Source organism: Kitasatospora sp. NPDC048296, from assembly GCF_043201815.1.
GTDB lineage: Bacteria > Actinomycetota > Actinomycetes > Streptomycetales > Streptomycetaceae > Kitasatospora.
Genome location: NZ_JBICZB010000043.1, coordinates 47303 through 65818, shown reverse-complemented (window position 1 = coordinate 65818; position 18516 = coordinate 47303). Strand labels below are relative to the sequence as shown.

General features: G+C 74.3%; 15 protein-coding genes. 8 read left to right on the top strand and 7 right to left on the bottom strand.

The window, feature by feature from the left end; all coding sequences use genetic code 11:
• Positions 1 to 97: 97 nt before the first annotated feature.
• The 4 genes from ACGF12_RS24200 to ACGF12_RS24185 all read right to left on the bottom strand — a co-directional run bounded on the left by ACGF12_RS24200 (position 98) and on the right by ACGF12_RS24185 (position 8055).
• Positions 98 to 862, bottom strand: a complete 765-nt coding sequence (locus tag ACGF12_RS24200; RefSeq protein ID WP_393033705.1) for a metallophosphoesterase — start codon at positions 860 to 862, stop codon at positions 98 to 100.
• Positions 863 to 881: 19 nt separating this feature from the next.
• A complete protein-coding gene (locus ACGF12_RS24195; protein WP_393033702.1) occupies positions 882 to 5447 on the bottom strand; it encodes a hypothetical protein in 4566 nt (1521 codons plus the stop codon).
• A 43-nt stretch (positions 5448 to 5490) separates the two neighbouring features.
• Positions 5491 to 6366 (bottom strand): hypothetical protein, encoded by an 876-nt coding sequence (locus ACGF12_RS24190; protein ID WP_387627527.1) that lies wholly within the window; start codon positions 6364 to 6366, stop codon positions 5491 to 5493.
• Between the two features lie 132 nt (positions 6367 to 6498).
• Positions 6499 to 8055 (bottom strand): hypothetical protein, encoded by a 1557-nt coding sequence (locus ACGF12_RS24185; RefSeq protein ID WP_393033699.1) that lies wholly within the window; start codon positions 8053 to 8055, stop codon positions 6499 to 6501.
• 622 nt (positions 8056 to 8677) lie between these two features.
• Here ACGF12_RS24185 and ACGF12_RS24180 point away from each other — a divergent pair.
• The 5 genes from ACGF12_RS24180 to ACGF12_RS24160 all read left to right on the top strand — a co-directional run bounded on the left by ACGF12_RS24180 (position 8678) and on the right by ACGF12_RS24160 (position 12349).
• Positions 8678 to 9154, top strand: coding sequence for an IPT/TIG domain-containing protein (locus ACGF12_RS24180; RefSeq protein ID WP_393033697.1), 477 nt, complete (start codon positions 8678 to 8680; stop codon positions 9152 to 9154).
• Between the two features lie 232 nt (positions 9155 to 9386).
• Positions 9387 to 9911 carry a hypothetical protein gene (locus tag ACGF12_RS24175; protein ID WP_393033694.1) on the top strand — a complete coding sequence of 175 codons (525 nt, stop codon included), beginning with the start codon at positions 9387 to 9389 and terminating at the stop codon, positions 9909 to 9911.
• Positions 9912 to 10052: 141 nt separating this feature from the next.
• Positions 10053 to 10829 (top strand): LamB/YcsF family protein, encoded by a 777-nt coding sequence (locus ACGF12_RS24170; RefSeq protein WP_393033692.1) that lies wholly within the window; start codon positions 10053 to 10055, stop codon positions 10827 to 10829.
• Positions 10826 to 11452, top strand: coding sequence for a 5-oxoprolinase subunit PxpB (gene pxpB, locus ACGF12_RS24165; protein WP_393033689.1), 627 nt, complete (start codon positions 10826 to 10828; stop codon positions 11450 to 11452). Before ACGF12_RS24170 ends, pxpB begins: the two co-directional genes overlap by 4 nt.
• Positions 11453 to 11488: 36 nt before the next feature.
• Positions 11489 to 12349: a biotin-dependent carboxyltransferase family protein gene (locus ACGF12_RS24160; RefSeq protein ID WP_393033686.1), complete on the top strand. Its 861-nt coding sequence runs from the start codon at positions 11489 to 11491 to the stop codon at positions 12347 to 12349.
• Positions 12350 to 12476: 127 nt separating this feature from the next.
• On the opposite strand, the gene ACGF12_RS24155 is transcribed toward ACGF12_RS24160, so the two are convergent.
• Together ACGF12_RS24155 and ACGF12_RS24150 are read right to left on the bottom strand one after the other, a co-directional pair.
• Positions 12477 to 13412, bottom strand: a complete 936-nt coding sequence (locus ACGF12_RS24155) for an aminoglycoside phosphotransferase family protein (RefSeq protein WP_393033683.1) — start codon at positions 13410 to 13412, stop codon at positions 12477 to 12479.
• A gap of 59 nt (positions 13413 to 13471) precedes the next feature.
• A complete protein-coding gene (locus ACGF12_RS24150; protein ID WP_393033680.1) occupies positions 13472 to 14242 on the bottom strand; it encodes an alpha/beta fold hydrolase in 771 nt (256 codons plus the stop codon).
• A gap of 141 nt (positions 14243 to 14383) precedes the next feature.
• Between ACGF12_RS24150 and ACGF12_RS24145 the strand changes: the two genes are divergently transcribed.
• The 3 genes from ACGF12_RS24145 (at position 14384) to ACGF12_RS24135 (ending at position 16804) form a co-directional block, all read left to right on the top strand.
• Positions 14384 to 14935 carry a PadR family transcriptional regulator gene (locus ACGF12_RS24145; protein ID WP_393033677.1) on the top strand — a complete coding sequence of 184 codons (552 nt, stop codon included), beginning with the start codon at positions 14384 to 14386 and terminating at the stop codon, positions 14933 to 14935.
• A 64-nt stretch (positions 14936 to 14999) separates the two neighbouring features.
• On the top strand, positions 15000 to 15713 hold the full coding sequence (locus tag ACGF12_RS24140; RefSeq protein WP_393033674.1) for a class I SAM-dependent methyltransferase: 714 nt from the start codon (positions 15000 to 15002) through the stop codon (positions 15711 to 15713).
• A 248-nt stretch (positions 15714 to 15961) separates the two neighbouring features.
• On the top strand, positions 15962 to 16804 hold the full coding sequence (locus ACGF12_RS24135; RefSeq protein ID WP_393033714.1) for an undecaprenyl-diphosphate phosphatase: 843 nt from the start codon (positions 15962 to 15964) through the stop codon (positions 16802 to 16804).
• A gap of 101 nt (positions 16805 to 16905) precedes the next feature.
• Here ACGF12_RS24135 and ACGF12_RS24130 read toward each other — a convergent pair whose 3' ends face one another.
• Positions 16906 to 18405 carry a HEAT repeat domain-containing protein gene (locus ACGF12_RS24130; protein WP_393033671.1) on the bottom strand — a complete coding sequence of 500 codons (1500 nt, stop codon included), beginning with the start codon at positions 18403 to 18405 and terminating at the stop codon, positions 16906 to 16908.
• Between the last annotated feature and the right edge of the window lie 111 nt (positions 18406 to 18516).

The following is an 18516-nucleotide window of genomic DNA, read 5'->3' as shown; positions in this document are numbered from 1 at the left end:
CGACCGGACCAGCTACAAGGCCACCATCAGCATCGACATCCTGACGACACCAGACCCGTGACCGGAACCCGCAGGCTCTATCTACACGGCGTTGCAGCTAGTCCAGCAGGACCGCCCGGTAGTGGGTGGTCAGCCGCCGGTCGCCGTCCAGGACGTGGAAGGCGAGCATCGGCGGGTGGTCGAAGGAGATACCGCTCCCGCCCTCGCAGGGCAGCGTGATGGTGGAGACCACGCCGGGCGCGACCAGCACCGGCAGCCCGGCGAAGGTGGTCGCGGCGGGGGTGTGGGAGTGGCCGCAGAGCAGGGCGACGACCCGGGGGTGGCGGCCCAGCACCTGCGCCAGACGCTCCTCGCCGAACTGGCGGATCCCGTCGACGAACGGGATGTGCAGCTCGACGGGCGGGTGGTGGAAGGCCACCAGGGCGGGCAACTCGGTGCGGCCTTCGGACAGTTGGGTATCCAGCCAGTCCAAGGTCCGATCGTCCAGCAGGCCGTCGTGCCGGCCGGGGACGGACGAGTCGAGCATCAGCACGTCGGCGCCGGGCAGTCGGTGCAACCGGTTCACCGGCTCCTCCCCCGGCTCCTCGCCGAGCAGCACCTCCCGGTACGGCGCCCGGATGTCGTGGTTGCCGGGGCAGGTGAGTATTGGGTGCCGGGAGGTCAGCACCTTGGCCACCTGCTCGTACTCGGCGGGCAGGCCGTGGTCGGCGAGGTCGCCGGTGACCAGCACCGCGTCCAGCGGGCCGGGCAGGGCGTTGAGGTACGCCATCACCTGCTCGGCCCGCCGCCGGGCCCGCTTGCCGCGGTCCCGGCGGTGGTCCTGGCCGAGGTGGATGTCACTGAGGTGCGCGATCGTCAGCATGGTGATCACGCTAGTCAGTTCAGGACTGCGCGGGAACCTCCGCAGGGCGCTTGAACATCCGGGTGGCGGTGATCTCGCCGTGGATGGTCGGGCCGTCCGGGTCCGGCTGGGCCGGCAGGCCGGGGCGCAGGTGCTCCTCCACCGAGATGTACTTGAGGCCGGCCCGCAGGTCGGCGTCGTTGCGCAGGCGGATCACCAGCGGGAACTCGGCGAGCGCCGTGGTGTCGAACAGGCCGGTGGTGTAGATGAGCTGGACGCCGAGCGCGTCGGCCACGGCCCGCTGGAGCTCCAGCAGGTAGGTGGCGTTGGCGCGGCCGATCGGGTTGTCCAGGAACAGCGTGCCCGCGTGGCGCAGCTGGGACTGGCCGCGGTCGTTCGCGCGCAGCGCGGCCATCGTGCAGTAGAGCGCGATGGCGGCGGTGAGCAGCTGGCCGCCGGAGAAGACGTCGGACATCTGGCCGACGCCGACCCGCTCGGCGCGCAGCACCGCGTCGGGCTTGAGGATCTCGACGCTGACGCCCTTGGGGCCGATCGCGGCGGCGACGCCGCGCAGCAGCAGGGACATGCCGTCGCGGCGCAGGTCGCTGTTCTTCTTGACGGCGGCGCGGGTGGCCTCGTCGATGACCTCGCCGAGGCGCTCGACCAGGGTGGCGTGGTCCGGGTCCTCGAAGCGGATCCGCAGGAACTCCTGGCCGGACCACTCCCCCAGGCCCTCGGGCAGCCGGGACAGCCGCTGGGCGGCGCGCAGGGTGGTCAGCGAGGACTCGACCAGGCCGCGCAGCCGGTCCACGATCGATCCGCGGTTCTTCTCCAGCTGGGCGAGCTCGTCGGTGAGCACCCGCAGCCGGGGGGCGAAGGCCGCGGCCCAGGCGGCGGCGTGCTCGGGCAGCGCTGAGGCGGGCAGTTCGCGGATCTGCTGGCGGGCGGGGGTGCGGACGGCCTCGTAGCGGGCGGCGTTGGCGTGCCGGACCAGTGCGTCGGAGGCGTCGCGGACGGCGAGTTCGGCGGAGGAGAGCTCGCCGGCCGCGGTACGGAGGGTACGGCGGGCCTCGGTGGAGGTGGTCCGGGCCTCGGCCAGGGAGCCGAGGTACGGCTCGGCCGGGTCGTCCGCGTCCTCCTGGTGGTCGCGCAGGCCGTCGCGCAGCTGGCCGGCCAGTTCGTCGAAGTCGGCGGCGGCGGACTGGGCGGTGTCGTAGGTGCGCTGGAGGTCGGTGTGCGCGGTGCGGGCGGCGTCCACGGCCTCGCGGCACTCGGCGAGCCGGCTGGTGGCGGTGCGCAGCAGGGTCTGGGCGTGCTCGGGGTCGGTGGGGACCAGGTCCTCGGGCAGCTCGGTGTGCGCCTCGCCGTCGGCGGGGGCGGAGCGTTCGGCCTCGCCGCGCAGGCGGCCGAGCTGCTCGCTGGCGGCGGCGGAGCGGGCCTCGATGGTGGCGACCAGCTCCTCGGCGCGGGCGGCGGCGGCCTGGCGGGCCGGGCCGTCGGCGCCGTCGGGGCTGCTGAGCAGTTCCTCGGCGCGGGTGCGGACCTTGTTGGTGAGGCGGTCGAGTTCGGCCGCGGCGCCGGCCTCGTCGCCCTCGGCGCGGGCCTGTTCGGCGCGCAGGTCGGCGCCGACGCCGACCTTCTCGTAGAGCTGGGAGGCGGCCCGGTAGGCCTCGCGCAGGGCGGGCAGTGCGGCGGGGGCGGTCTGCTCGGCGGGCTCGTCGGACTGCTCGGCGGCGGGGATCTCGGCGCGTTCGGCGCGCAGCGCGCGGGCGGTGCGGCGGACGTCGTCGGCGGCGCGCTGGGCGGCGCGACGGTCCTCGTCGCAGGTGCGAGCGCGTTCGGCGCAGACGGCCTGGCGGCGGTCGCACTCGGCGGCGTCCTCGCCCAACTCGCGCTGGCGGCGGGCCCAGTTGGCGCGTTCGCGCAGTCGGAAGGCGAGGCCGGAGAGGGCGTCGGCGCGGCGCCGGGCGCGCTGGGCGGCCTCGCGGTGCTCCTCGTGCGCGGAGGCGGCGGTGGCGTGGTCGGTCTCGGCCTCGTCGTGGTCGGCGCGCAGGGTGGCCAGCGCGGCGGCGGACTGCTCGGCGTGCTCGCGGGCCGCCTCGGCGGCTGCGGCGAGCTCGGCGAGGGTGCCGGGCGGGCAGCTGGCGTGCCAGGAGGCGAGGCGGGCGGCGAGGGCGCGGTCGCCGCCGAGGCGGCCGGCGAGTTCGCGGATGTGCTCCTCGCGGGCACTGGCGCGGGCGCGCAGTTCGCGGCGCTCGTCGTCGGCGGCGGACTCGTCGTGCATGGCCGGGTTCGGCGGCACCAGGAAGAACGCGGGCTCGGCGGTGATCGGGGCGATCAGCGAGGCGGCGGCGCCCACGGCCACGGTGGAGCGCGGCAGCAGGGCGGCGGCCTGCAGGGCCTCGCGGGCGCGCTCCAGCGAGGAGGGGTCGGTGACCACGACGCCGTCGACCAGTTCGGGGCGGGCGGCGAGGATCGCCTCGTGGTCGGCCGGGTCGACGGACTGGGCGAGGTAGCGCCAGCCGGGCAGGGCCGGGATGCCGTGCTCGGCGAGGTACTCGACAGTGGCCAGCACGTCGGGGCCGGGCGGCAGCAGGCCACCGTCGCCGAGCGCGGCGAGGATGCGGGAGTCGTCGGCGGCGGCGGTGCGCAGGTCGAACAGGGTGCGCTCGGCGGTGGCGATGGCCTCGTCGAGGAGTTCGCGCAGGTACTCGGCGTTGCGGTCGAGCACGGCGGGGGTGAGGAAGCCGGCGTCCTCCTCGGCGTCCTCTTGGTAGGGCGTCAGGGAGAGCAGGTCGGCGAGCCGCTGCTCGGTGGCGAGCAGGGCGGCGGTGCGCTGTTCGGCGGCCAGGGCCCGGGCGGCGCCCTTGCGGGCGTCGCCGGCCCGCTCGGCGGCGAGTTCGGCGCGCGAGGTGGCCGCGGCGGCCTCGCGCAACCGGGCGGCGCAGGCCTCGGCGGCGGTGCGGGCCTGGGCGAGGGCAGCGGCGGCGGCCTTCTCGACGTCGGCGGCGTGCAGTGCGGCGCGGGCCGGGTCCACGTCGCCGTCGGCGTCGATGAAGCCGGCCTCGACGGCGGCGGCGGTCTCCTGCTCGACCTCGGTGAGGCGCTGACGCAGGTGCTCGGCCTCGCTGCGGGCCTTCTGGGCGGCGGTGGCGGCCTCGGTGGCGTCGGACTGCGCCTTGGCGCCGTCCGCCTGGAGCTCGCCGGCGCGCTGCTCCTCGGTGTCGGCGCGGGACTCGGCGGCCGCGGCGGCGGCCTCCAGAGCGCGGGCGAGCGCGGCGGCGGCGGCGGCGCGGGCGGCGAGCGCGGGGGCGGCGTCCAGCTCGGCCTCGCGGATGGCGGCGGCGACCCGGGTGACCCGGTCGGCGGCGGCACGGTGGCGCAGTACGGCTTCGGCGGCCTGCCAGGCGGAGTGCAGGGTGCGGGCGTCGATGAGTTCGCGGCGCAGTGCGGCGGCCTCGGCGGTGGCCGCGGCGAGGCTCAACGTGGCGTGCCGGTGGGTGAGTTCGTCGGCGATCAGGCTGTGCCGGGTGCGGTCGGCCTCGGCGGCGGTGACGGCGCTCGCGGCGGCGGCGACCTCGATGGCGAGGTCCTGGGCGCGGTCGCGTTCGGCGGCGGCACGGGAGGTGAGGGCGTGGGCGAGGCGGCGGGTGCGGCGTTCGGCGGTGCGGTGGGCCTCGCGGACGGTCTCGCGGGCGGTGGTGGCCTCGACGATGCGTTCCAGCAGGTCGAGCGAGCCGGCGGTGAAGTCGCGTTCGGCGGTGAGTTCGGCGCGGCGGCCGAGCTTGGCGGCGAAGCCGTGCACGAGGTCGGCGAGGCCGTCGGTGTCCCGGGTGTCGGTGACGGCACGCAGCAGCAGGTCGGTGAAGTCGCTGTCGTGCTTGACCGCGAAGAGGCCCGCCGCCTCGCCCTCGTCGGCGTTCATCTCGCGCTGGTAGCGGAAGAGTTCGGGGTCGAGGCCGAGTTCGCCGAGGTGCTCGGTCCAGCGGTCGTGGCCGTCCTCGAAGACCAGGTCGAGGTGGGGGTGGGCCTTGCCGGCCTCGGTGAGGGCGTCGCGGAAGCCCTTCATGGTGCGGCGGCGGCCGCGGGCCTTCTGGTCGCCGGCCAGGCTGACCCGTTCGGCGACCGGCAGCGAGTCGAGGGTGAGGCCGGGGCCGGGGCGGAAGGAGTACCAGGTCTCGGCGAACTTGCGCGGGTCGGAGGAGACCTGGCGGCCCCGCCACTCGCTGACCTTGCCGACCACGATCAGCTCGCCGGTGACGGTGTGCTGCCACTCCAGGGCGACGTGGCCGCAGTCGTCGGCGAGCAGGAACTTGCGCAGCACGCCGGAGCTGGCGCCGCCGAGGGTGTTGCGGTGGCCGGGGAGCATCACCGAGAAGATCAGCTTGAGCAGGACGGACTTGCCGCCGCCGTTCTCCAGGAAGAGCACGCCGGCCGGGGCGGGGCGGCGGACCGGCCCGTCGGTGTCCTCGCCGAACAGGCCGATCTGCTGCGGGGCCGGGTCGGCGACGGGCTCGCCGACGCCGCGCAGGTCGAGCACCGTGTCGGCGTAGCGGGCGCCGGCCGGTCCGATCGAGTAGAGGCGGACCCGGTTGAGCTCGTACATGTGCGGCGGTTCTCCGTGCGTCTATGGGGCGTCTGTGGGGCTGTCAGAGCGAGTGGAACGGCAGGCCGGCGTCGGCGACCAGCTCGTCGCCGGTGTCCGGCGGCAGCAGGCTGGCGGTGCCGTCGGAGACCGGGACGATGCCGAGGTCGAGCAGTTCGGCCATCGCGGCGCTGCCGGCCAGGTCGCGGACCTGGAGCTGGTAGCGGGCGGTGGTGCGGTAGGTGCCACCGGAGTCGTCGGAGACCTTCTGCAGGAAGCCGGAGTCGACCAGGAACATGACGGCCTTGGCGACGATGCCGATGGTGGAGCCGGAGAGGCGGCGGGCGTCCTTGGTGGCGCCGGTGGCGGTGCGCCGGGCCCAGACCCGCCAGGCGGCCTCCAGGCCGGGGGCGTCGGAGGCCGGGTCGGTGTTGGCGCCCTCGGCGTCGGCCTGCTCCTCCAGCCGACGGCAGGCCTGACGGACGAAGGAGTCGACGCCGTTGACGGTGATCCGGCCGAGGTAGCCGTCGTCGGCGAGGTCCTCGGGGCGGGGGAAGGCCATGGCGGCAACAGCGAGGTGGGCCAGGCCGTGCAGGAAGCGGTCGGTGGACTCGGAGGCGGCGCGGCGCGAGTAGTCGCCCATCCGGACGGCGAACAGCGAGTCCTCGGCGGCGGCGACGGCCATGCCGGCCCGCGGCGACACCTCCAGCACGACCAGGCCCATGCCGGTGGCGATGGCGTCGGCGAGGCGGGCGAACGGCGGGTCCTCGCGGTGGCGGCGGACGAGTTCGGCGTATTCGGCGTCGCGGGCGGGGAGCAGCTTGGCCTGGAGGCCGAAGGAGACCAGCCGAGCGGCGTCGGCGACGTCGGCGGGGGTGATCGGAGCGGGGGCCGCGGGTTCGGTCTCCGCCGCCCAGGACGTGTCGTGGTGGGTCGTCACGGGCGGTGCTCCTCGGGGCGGTTGCTGTTGCTGGTGTTCTGGCGGTGCGTCACGGTCGGTGCCTGGAATCTCGATGCCTGGAAAGTCGGGTGCCCGGGAGGTCGGGCACCTGGAGGGCCGCTGCCCGGCCGGTCAGCCGGCGTCCTTGCGGTCGGCCGCCATCCCGACCGCGTCGAGCAGGGCGCTGCCGACGATCAGGTCGGCGCCGCCGAACTCCGGGTCGTGCAGCGGGGTGCCGTCGTCCACGGCGAACAGCAGCCGCTCCTCGCCCTGGCGGTAGGCGGTGCCGACCGGCGGGCTGGCCGCGTGCACGGCCAGCAGGGCGACCAGGTACGGGAGCTCCGGGTCCCGCTTGCGGGCGTCGGCGAGCAGGCCGGAGAGCCGGCGGGGGGCGTCCGGGGGCAGGTCGAGCAGCTCCAGGGCGGATTCCAGCTGGGCTTCGGAGAAGCGGCTGTCGTCCGGGGTGGCGACCAGGTCCGGGTCGGGCAGTTCGGCGCCGAGGTGCTCGCGCTCGACCGGCGGGGTGAGCAGCAGGTCGACCAGGTCGGCGACCCGGACGGAGACGGGCGTGCGCAGTCCGGCGCCGCGGGTGAAGAAGGCGCCGGTGGGGCGGACGGCCTGCTCGACCGGCAGCCGCAACACGGGGGCGAGCAGCTGTCCGTACAGGTCGATACCGCTGCGGGCGCCGGGGGTGGCGAAGGCCTGGCGGTCCTGCTCGGCGCGGAACAGCGGGCCGGCCTCCAGCAGGCGGGTCTGCAGCTTCGTGTGGCGGCGGATGCAGTCCTTGACGATGTCGAGCAGCTCGGCGGCGCGGCGCTTGTTCTCCGCCCCTTCAGGACTGTGGGGCTCGGCCTCGTCGCGGGCCTTGCGGATGTTGGTGAGAATTGCGTTCTCGTGCCGGTAGCGGTCGGCGATGTGGTCCAGCGCCTCGTCGATGAGGTCCGGGACGGCGCGCATCCAGTCGACGGCCCGGACGTTGCGGCGGGTGGCGTCGAGGGCGCGGCGCAGCGTCTCGGCGTACTGGACGGTGCGGTAGCGGGCCTGCTCGGCGGCGAGCTGGGCGTCGGCCAGCCGGCCGCGGCGGATCAGCACCTCCAGCTTGACCTCGGCGGCGATCTGGGCCGAGGTGACGTCGGTGTCGAGCGCGCCGACCAGGACGTTGACGGCCTCGTCGGTGGTGCGCAGGTAGACGCCGCCGTCGGGGCCGGGGACCTCCTCGATCAGCTTGAAGTCGTAGTCGCGCCGGACGTACTCGCCGTCCGCGCCGAAGGTGCCGTAGACGGCGCGGAAGCCGCGGTCCACGCTGCCGACGTTGATCAGCGACTCCAGCACCCAGCGGGCGACCCGCTCGTGCTCGGCGGCGTGACGGGTCGGGGCCTGGGCGGCGACCCGGGGCAGCAGCCGGGCGAGCACTGTCTCGCGGTCGGCCCCGGTGTCGAAGTCCATGTGCAGGGTGACCAGGTCGATCGCGGCGAGGCCGACCTCGGCCATCGCGTAGCCGCCGTACTCGCCGGCCAGGTTGACCTTGCGGTTGTCCAGGTCGTGCAGCGGGGCGGTGCAGGCCAGCGCCTTGAGCCGGCGGGCCAGACCTTCGTCGGCGGCGGGGCCGGGCGCGGGCCGCGCGGGGGCGGCGGGCCCGGCGGGGGGCCGGAGGCCGTGCTCGGTGGGCGGGTCAGCGATGGCGGTCACGGTGGACAAGATTAGAGGTTCGCACCGGCATCGACCGAAACGGACCTTGCGGGAGGGCTCGACGGCAGGTGGGCGGCGGTGCGAGGGGCTTATTCAGAACGGGGTTTCGACGCGATTCCGCCATTCCCGAACCGGTATTCGGGAAAGTCGTAAAGGCGTGCGCGGCAACCGTGATGATCGACCTATGATCACTCGACTGGTCAAAGCGGGCCTCGCCGCCGCGCTGTCCGCGACCACCTCACCACCGGAGCCGCCGTCGCGGCGCCGGCCGACGTGCCGAGCCCCGCGGCTCGGCACGTGACCGTCTCGTAAGCGTCTTGCCGGACAGCCGCCACCTGGACGCCGTGCTGATCGGCACCCGGCAGTCCGGGCACTACGAGTTCTTGACCTCCTCCGCCTCGTGGACGAGGGGATTCCAACCCTCACGGGTTGGGCTTTCTGCTTCACAGCCAACAGCCGACCTGGGGTTACCAGCGAAGGGACGGTGTGCCGCCCATCGGTCTCACATCAGCTCCACAGACCTGACTTCCCGCTAGCCCGGCGGTAGGCCCGGCCAGCTTGGCTATCGCTGACCGGACGCCATGAAGCCTACCACCCGTTCAGATTCCCTAACTGTCAGTAGTTGCATCGGCGGTCCGCCTCGCCGGCGAAACGCCGCATTCCCGACCTGGCCGACGGCATGGTGCTGGTCGGCGGCGTCCCCGCGACGGACACGTGCACCGACACCGCCTGCACGGTGACCACGCCCGGCGGCTCGGGCAGCGCGCCGGTCAGCGTGGTGACCCCGGGCGGCACGGCGGCGGCCCCGGTCACCTTCGACTACACCGGCGCCCCGCCCCCGCCGCCGCCCGCACCGGCGATCGGCAACATGATCGTCACCAGCGGACCGGTGGCCGGCGGCACCGCGGTGTACCTGCAGGGCAGCAACCTTTCGTACGGCTCGGTCGCCTTCGGCGGGGTGCCGGCCGCGCACGTCTCCTGCGGGCCGTCCTTCTGCTCGGCCACCGCTCCGGCGGCCGCCGGGCCGGGGCCGGTGAACGTCACGGTCACCACGGCGGGCGGCACCAGCTCGCCGGTGACGTACACGTACACGGCCTGACCGCTGCCTCACGGATGCCCGGGTGCCGCTTCGGCGCCCGGGCATCCGTGCGTCCGGGGGCGCTTCGAGGGCGCGCCGGGGAGGCAACAAGGGGTACATCGGGAGACGCGCTCGCCCCATGTTGAACATGTTCAAAAGATCGGTCTAGAGTCGGTTCCGCACAGGTGGGACAAGGCTCCGCCTGCTCTTCGGCGTGCTCAGCGGAGGTACGCCCGACATGGAGGTGTGCGAGATGGACGGCGACCCTGCGGTCATCCTGCGGCGGGCCCGGCGGTGGCTCCGGTTCTTCGTGGTCTGCCTGGTGCTCAGCGGCCTGACCGCCTTCCCGCTGGAGACCGAGACCCGCTGGCTGGTCGACTTCGCCTCCGGCCCGGCCGCTCCGCTGGCCGACCACTTCCCGGCCGCCCTCGCCTGGTTCGAACGGGTCCACCGGGGCATCACCGAGACCGACGAGCGCTACCCCTTCCTGGCGTACGGCACCGACTGGCTGGCCTTCGCCCACCTGGTGATCGCCGCCGCTTTCTGGGGGCCGCTCAAGGACCCGGTCCGCAACATCTGGGTGATCCGCTGGTCCGTGCTCGCCTGCGGTGCCGTGATCCCCCTGGCGCTGATCTGCGGACCGCTGCGCGGGATTCCGGTGGCGTGGCGGTTTATCGACATGTCGTTCGGGATCTTCGGCGTCATTCCGCTGCTGATCGTGCTGCGCTCGCTGCGTCCGCTGGAACGTTCCTTCCAGGAACGCCTGGCCGCGAGCTGAGTCGGCGACTCCGGAGCCGCCCCGAGGCGCGCGAGCGGAGACCGCGCGCCGGTGGCCCCTCCGGGGGCCCGGGTCACGGACATCGGGCTTCACCCGCAGGCCCTACCATCTGGCTCAACAGCTGCTGGGAGGCGGACGGGCGTGGCCGATGCGGTGATCGATCTCAATGCGGACCTCGGCGAGGGGTTCGGGCGCTGGAGCCTGACCGACGACGAGGCACTGCTGTCCGTGGTGACCAGCGCCAACGTCGCCTGCGGCTACCACGCCGGGGACCCCTCGACCATGCGCCGGGTCTGCGCACTGGCCGCCGAACGCGGCGTCCGGATCGGCGCCCAGGTCTCCTACCGCGACCTGGCCGGCTTCGGCCGCCGCGCGATGGACGTCCCCCCGGAGGAGCTCGCCGACGAGATCGCCTACCAGATCGGCGCCCTCCAGGTCTTCGCCCGCGCCGCCGGCTCACGGGTCTCCTACGTCAAACCGCACGGCGCCCTCTACAACCGGGTGGTCGCCGACTCCGAACAGGCCGAGGCCGTGGTGGCCGGGGTACTGCGGGCGGGCGCGGTCTGCGACGGACCGCTGCCCGTCCTCGGACTGCCCGGCTCCCGGCTGCTCGACGTCGCCGAGGGCGTCGGACTCCCGGTGGTCAGCGAGGCCTTCGCCGACCGCGCCTACACCTGGGCCGGCACCCTCGTCCCGCGCCGCGAGCCCGACGCGGTGGTGCACGACCCCGAGTCGGTGATCACCCGGGCCGTCGGCATCGCCCGGGACGGCACGGTGGAGGCGGTCGGCGGCGAGCGGATCGGCGTCGAGGCCCGCTCGCTGTGCGTCCACGGCGACACCCCCGGAGCCGCCCAGCTCGCCTGGCGGATCCGCGGCGCCCTCGCCTCCGCCGGGGTCCGGGTGGAGGCATTCACGTGACGGTCGGCGCGGTCCGGCGGGTCGGCGAGCGGGCGCTGCTGGTCGAACTCCCGGGGACGGCCGAGGTCGCCGCGCTGTACGGCTGGCTGCGCGAGCGGCAGGAGGCCGGGGAACTCGGCGAGATCGAGGAACTGGTACCCGCCGCGCGCACGGTGCTGCTGGACGGCGTCGCGGACGTCCCGGCGGTGGCAGCGCTGCTGCGCACCGCCCGTCCACGGGCGGCCGCGGCGGCGAGCGGGCCGCTGGTGGAGGTCCCGACCGTCTACGACGGCGCCGACCTGGCCGAGGTCGCCGCGCTCTGGGGAGTCTCCGAGGAGGCGGCCGTGCGGATCCACACCGAACCGGAGTACGTGGTCGCCTTCTGCGGCTTCGCACCCGGCTTCGGCTACCTCACCGGGCTGCCGCAGCGGTACGGGGTGCCCCGCCGGGACACCCCGCGCAGCTCCGTACCGGCTGGCTCGGTCGCCCTGGCCGGCCAGTACACCGGCGTCTACCCGAGCCCCTCCCCCGGCGGCTGGCAGCTGATCGGCCGCACCGCACTGGCGCTCTGGGATCCGGCGCGTGAGCCCGCGGCACTGCTGGCGCCGGGGGTGCGGGTACGGTTCACGGCGGAACGGGCTTAGGAACGGATCCGGCGACAGTCTTGGGGGCGGGCCGAGTTGAGCGAACTGCAGGTGGTGCGACCCGGACCGCTGACCACTGTCCAGGACCTCGGGCGACGCGGTGTCGCCCACCTCGGGGTGCCCAGGGCGGGCGCGCTGGACGAACCGGCACTGCGAGCGGCGAACCGGCTGGTCGGCAACGATCCGGCGGCGGCCGGGCTGGAAACCACGCTCGGCGGGGTCGCACTGCGCGCCCTCGGGCCGGTGCTGATCGCCGTCACGGGCGCACCGGCACCGGTGACGGTCGACGGACGGGCGGCCGCCTGGGGCGCGCCGGTCGCGGTGCCGGCCGGCGCGGTGGTCGAGGTCGGCGCGGCGACTGCCGGGGTGCGCGGCTACCTGGCGGTGGCGGGCGGGATCGCCGTCCCGCCGGTGCTGGGCAGCCGCTCCGCCGACCTGCTCTCCGGCCTCGGACCCGCCCCACTGGCCGCGGGCGACCGGCTACCGGTCGGCACACCGCCGTACCGGGACCGGGCCGACCTGGTGCCGCTGCCCGCTCCCCCGGCCGAACTGGTGCTGCGGCTGCGGCTCGGCCCGCGCGCGGACTGGTTCGCGCCCTCGGCGGTGGACCGGCTGGCCCGGGACGGCTACCGGGTCTCCGCCGCGAGCAACCGGATCGGCCTGCGCACCGAGGGACCGGTCGTGGGCCGCACCCGGGCGGGCGAACTACCCAGCGAGGGCATGGTGTTGGGAGCGGTGCAGATCCCACCGGACGGGCAGCCGGTGGTCTTCCTGGCCGACCATCCGACCACCGGCGGCTATCCGGTGATCGGCGTCGTGCCGGCCGACGATCTGGCGGCGGCCGCCCAGGCCCGGCCGGGGACGCCGGTGCGCTTCGTGCCGCTGCGGGAGAAGTGAGGGCGGGAAGGATCGAGGGCGGGACCGGCTGAGACCGACAGGGCTCAGGCCGACAGGGCTCAGGCCGACAGGGCTCAGGCCGACAGGGCTGAGGCCGGGAGGGCTCAGGCCGGAAGCGCCGGGAGCTTCACGCCCGGCCCAACAGCAGCTCCGCGATAGTGCGTTGGGCCGGGTCGAGTGCCGTCTCGCCCTCCTCCGCCGCCCAGGCCGCGTTCTGCAGCACCCGGGCCAGCGTCCAGGCCGCCGCCACCTCCCGGTCCAACTCCAGCACGTCCAGCAGGAGGTCGAAGCGCAGCCGCAGCACCCGGTCGGGGGCGCCGCCGGCCCGCAGGTCGTCCCAGCGGTTGCGCAGCGCGGGCAACAGCTCGAAGCCGGGGTGCCCGGCCAGCGGCTTGGGGTCGATGGCCAGCCAGGGCCCGCGGCCGCTGCCCGGCAGCGGGGCGAGGACGTTGCCGTAGTGCAGGTCCCAGTGCAGCAGCCGGTCGCCGGACTCGACCCGTACCTCGCGCAGGGCGGCCGCGCAGTCGGCGAGCAGTCGGCGCTCGTTCGGGTCGGCGAGGGCGGCGGCCGCGGCCGGGGCCCGCGCCAGCAGCCCGTCCGCGAGGCCGGTCAATGTCCGCAGATGACCGGGAGCCTGATGGGCCGTCAACTGACGCAGCAGCTCGGCGAGCACACGCAGCGCCGCGAGGTGGTCGGGCAGGCCGAGCAGCGAGCGTGACGGGTCCAGTCGTTCCAACAGCATGGAGCCGGAGGCCGGTTCATGGTCGAGCAGGCGGACGGCGCCCCGCCCGTCCCAGGCCCGCAGGGCGTCTGGCTCGCCGGTCGTCTCCTCGTCCACGGGTTGGAGCTTCAGCACCGCGGGCGTTCCGTCGGCCCGCCGCACCGGTAGCACCAGTCCGGCCACGCCGTGTGCCGTCGGCCCGTCCGGGCGCAGCTCCCAGCGATCCAGCAACTCGCCTGCCAGGGCAGGCAGTCGGGACACCCAGGCACGCCCCTCGGCGCCGAGGAACTCCTCCAGCGACCGGGCCAGCGCGGGCGGGACTTCGGGGACCTCGACGGGCATCGGACGGGCTCCTCTCGGACGGTCCCGCCCAGCCTAGTTCGCGCTCAACCGGTTCGGGCTCAATCCGCACTCGGCGCCGCCGCGGCCGCCGACGCGAAGCCCTCCGGATTGTCGAGCATGATGTTGTGCCCGCAGTCCGGAACGGCCACCACCCGCACGCCCGCCGCGCGCAGCCCGTCGACGCCCTCCGGCTCGCCGTCCGCCGCCGGGTGCAGGAAGGTGCGCGGGAGGTCGAGCCCGAGCAGCAGTTCGCGCATGGTCGGCTCGCTTCCCCGGGCGAGGTGCACGGCGCTGCGGTACAGGCCCTCCGGGCCGGCCAGCCGCATCGTGGACCACCAGAACGGTCCGACCCGCTCGGCGACCTCCGCGCGCCCGCCGGCCAGGAACTCCGCCTCGGTGTAGCCGGCGATCCCGCTGCTGCCGATCCGCTGGCGGCTGGGGGTGATCGGGTCCAGGTTGGCGTCCACCAGGAGCAGCCGCGCGACCAGTTCGGGATGCCGGTGCGCCAGGACGATCGCGATCGCGCCGCCCATGCTGTGGCCGACCACCTCGACCCGGTTCAACCCGGCCGCCGCGACGGCCGCCGCGACCGCGTCGGCGTGCGCTTCCAGGGTGTAGTCGAAGTCGGCGGGCCGGTCGCTGATGCCGAAGCCGAGCAGGTCGAGCAGCAGCGAGCGGCGCCCGGCGAGCAGCGGGTGGGCGGCAGCGGCGGCGAAGTAAGCCGGCGAGCTGGCACCCAGCCCGTGCAGGTAGAGCCTGGCGGGCTCGGCGCCGGGCAGCTCGACCCAGCGGATCCGGTCGCCGTTCGGGGTGACGAGGGCTTCACGCATGCGCGCACGCTCCTGGTTCGAAGTGGCTCGTTCGAATGATTCGAGTGGTTCGAGGAAATCGCCAAGAGCATACCTCGATGTCGAGGTATCGCGGTATCGATATACCCATGCCCCGAGTCACTGATCTGAGAGAGTGGCCCCATGCTGAAGCTCGCGATCCTCGGATTCCTGTACGACCGGCCGCTGCACGGCTACGAGCTGCGCCGCCACCTGGCCGGGCTCACCGGCCACATCCGCCCGATCAGCGACGGCACGCTCTACCCCGCGATCAAGCGCCTGGAGGCCGACGGCATGCTGGTCCGCCGGACCGAGCCCGGCAGCGCCGCCGCTCCCCGGCACACGCTGCACCTCACCGAGGCCGGCCGCACCGCCCTGCTCGACCGGTTGCGCGAGCCCGAGCCCCTGGACATCAGCGACGGCAACCGCTGGGCCACCCTGCTGTCCTTCCTGCGCCACCTCGACGACCCGGCGGCCCAGGCCGCCGTACTCCGCCGCCGGCTGGACTTCCTCTCCGAGCCGGCCAGCTTCTACTACGAGGGCGACCGCCCGCGCAGCGCCGAGGAGTTCGCCGATCCGTTCCGGCGCGGCCTGCTGCTGACCGCCCGCGCGACGACCGAGGCCGAACTCTCCTGGCTGCGCGCCACCCTGGCCGAGCTGGCGGAGGCCGAACGAACCGGCGGAGCGACGAACTGACGAACTGACCGAAAGACGCCGAACCGTCCTTCCCAGCGGACCCCGCCCGTGTTCCGATGACCCCATGGGCAACGACACTCACCTGGACGACGAACGACGCAAGGGTTACGACGGCACGGGCGCGGGCGCGATCACCCCCGACGGCTGCGCGGTCGAGGTGTGGACCCGCCTCCCGGTGGGCGACGCACCGGACGTGATCGAGGCCGCCGTCCCGCCCGGCGCGCGCATCCTCGAACTGGGCTGCGGCGTCGGCCGGATGACCCATCCGCTGGTCGACCGCGGCTTCACCGTGACGGCCGTGGACGAGTCCGCCGAGATGCTGGGCCGGGTGCGCGAAGGCATTCGCACCGTGCGCAGCCCGATCGAACGGCTGGACCTCGGCGAGCGCTTCGACGTCGTCATGCTCGCCTCCTTCCTGGTGCACGCGGGCGATGTGGCCGTCCGCCGGGGCCTGCTGGAGACCTGTCGCCGCCATGTCGCCGAGGACGGCTGTGTGCTGGTGCAGCGCGAGGGCGAGGACTGGCACCTGAACGTGCCGCGCGAGAGCCGGATCGGGACGGACGGGATCGCCCGGATCCTCTCCGCCACACCGGTGGGTGAAGGGGTGAACTCCGTCCACGCGCAGTACGAATTCCCGGACGGCACCTGGACGCAGACCTTCCTCTCCCGCCCGCTCAGCACGGAGGCCTTCGAACAGGCCTTGGCGGACGCCGACCTGCGGGTCGAGAGGTACCTGACGGAGGACCGCACCTGGGTCAGGGCCCGGCCGCACGGCTGAGCCATGGCGACCCGGAGCACGGGGCCCCGGAGAACGCGAGCAGAGAGCGCAATCGAGGAGCGCAAAGACGGGTTAAAGGGTGAACAAAGAAATGTCACCTTCACCCCGTACCATCGGCCGCGCGCCGGGCCCGCGCGCGGCCTGGTCCGCGCGGGTCGCGGTCGTCCGCACGCCCGCTCCGACCCGCAAGGACCCGCCATGCCGCACCAGCACGACGCCCGTCCGATACCCCTGGCGGGTGCCTGGTGATCGACTGGTTCCACGGGGCCGTTCTCGGCCTGATCCAGGGGCTCACCGAGTTCCTGCCCATCTCCTCCAGCGCGCATCTGCGGGTGTTCTCCGCCCTGTTGGGCTGGAACGACCCGGGAGCGGCCTTCACCGCCGTCACTCAGCTGGGCACCGAGGCGGCGGTGCTGATCTACTTCCGCCGGGACATCGCCGCGATCGTCCGGACCTGGGCACTGTCGCTGGTCCGCCCGGCGCTGCGTTCCGAACCGGACGCCCGGATGGGCTGGTTCGTGATCATCGGTACCCTGCCGATCGGCATCCTCGGCAAGCTGTTCCAGGACACCATCGAGACCCATCTGCGCGATCTCCGGATCATCGGCACCACACTGATCGTCTTCGGTCTGATCCTGGCCGTCGCCGACCGCACCCGCGCCGTCCGCCACGCCCGTCCGATCACCGACCTGACCCTGCCGCACGCGGCCGGCTTCGGCTTCGCCCAGGCGCTGGCGCTGATCCCCGGCGTCTCCCGCTCCGGCGGCACGATCAGCGCGGGCCTGCTGCTCGGCTACAGCCGGGAAGCGGCGGCCCGCTACTCCTTCCTGCTCGCGATCCCGGCGGTGCTCGCCTCGGGGACGCTGGAGCTGTTCAAGATCGGCGAGGGCCCGGCCCCGGCCTGGGGGCCGACCGTCCTGGCCACCCTGATCGCCTTCGTGGTCGGCTACGCGGCGATCGCCTGGTTCCTCAAGTACATCTCGAACAACAGCTTCGTGCCGTTCGTGGTCTACCGGGTGCTGCTCGGCGTCCTGATCATCGGCCTGGTGGCGGGCGGCGTGCTGGCCCCGGACGCGGGTGCGATCAAGTAGAACGCCGTTTCACAAGTCGAACGCCGGTCCGCGGAAGCACGCCTGAAAAGCAGTGGGCCGGGACACCGTCACGGTGTCCCGGCCCACTGAACGTTGAGGACCTAGCGCCCGAACTCCCGGGCGGCGGTCAATCGGCCGCGGACGGCGGCGTGGACCTCGGCCTCCTCGGCCGGGTCGGCGGCGAGCCTTCGCAGCCGCTCCAGCACGCGCGCGTCGCCCGTGGTGGCGACATGGCGCGCGGCGAGCTCGCGCGTGGACTCCTCGCAGTCCCAGAGGCACTCGACGGCGGGCCCCTCGGGGAAGTGCACATCGGTGGCGGCGAGCGCCCGGGCGGCGCGGCCGCGCAGCTCGGAGGAGGCGGCCTCCCCGTAGATGTGGCGCAGGACCGGAACGGCGTCGGCGGCGGCCAGCCGCCCCGCACCGTCGACCAGCGAACCGAGCCCGGGACCGCTGACCCCGCGCACGGACATCCAGCGGCGCAGCCCAGCGACCACCAGGGGCGCGTCGGCCGGCTCCCCGGCGTCGGCGAGCAGTTGGACGGCGGCCTCGCCGAGCGCGCTGTCGGCGCCCCCGCTGGCCGGGTCGGCCCAGCGGCGGGCCTGCGCCAGCACCTCGGGGCCGCGCATCCGGCCGAACAGCTCCAGCGCAGCCCGAACGATCCGCTCGTCCACATCAGCTGCGGCAGCCTCGATCAGTTCGATGGCGACCGGGTCGCGTTGGTCGACCAGGTAGCGCAGGGCGGCCCGGCGAGCGCCGGGCAGGCCGTCGCGGGCGGCCTCCAGCAGGACCGGACGGTCCTCGGGCCGGACCACGGCGGTCAGGCAGCGGGCGGCCGCGGCGGCACGGCGGTCCACGGCATCGGGCGCGGACGGGTCGTCCTCGGCCCGCTCGGGCTCCGGGCGGGCCAGGAAGGCGCCGACACCGAGGCCGCCCAGCTCGCCCTGGTCGGCCCAGGCCAGCACGTCGGCGGTGGACCAGCCCGGGGTGACGCCGCTGCGGTTCAGCTGGCGCTGCCAGAGGTCGAAGGGTGACTGCTCGCTCGCCGCGGCGACTCTCGGGTGGTAGGCCGCCCACAGCCGCCAGGGCCGGGGCTCGTACGCGTTGCGGATGAAGTCGCGCAGCTCGGCGTCACCCTCGGGGCCCGGCGGGAAGCGGTCCAGCACGGCGGTGCCGAGCAGCAGCAGGCCGCGGTCGTCGTCGCGCAGGGCGAGCTCGTCCAGGGCCCAGGCCCAGTTGGCACCCGTGGCGGCGTACTCGCGCAGCATCAGCAGCGCGTCGCGCCGGCCGTAGGCGGCGAGGTGGCCCAGGACGGAGAGAGCGAGACCGGTGCGGTTCTCGTCGTCGCTGACGAGGTCCTCGGCGGAGTGGAGGTGGTCCTCGATCCCGTCGAGGGAGGCCTCCAGCTCCATGTAGAGGCGGGCGTAGTAGAGGGAGCGGCTCTCGACCTGCCAGTCGGCCCGCGGATCCCTGGTGACGCACTCCTCCAGCGCGGCGATGGCCTCGGCACGGTCGGCGGCCAGCGCATGGAGCTGCCCGTCACCACGGCCTCGCTGCAGGAGGCCTAGGAGGCTGGCACTGGGTGCTATCACTGGCTCGAACATGAGGTCAGCATCCGTTGCGGCGGTCGTAGTGGCAACGGGATTTCCGTCGCCGGGGTCTCTGGTCGGTACTGCGGTGGGCGCCCGGGCGCCGGAATCACCGAAGGTTACCGC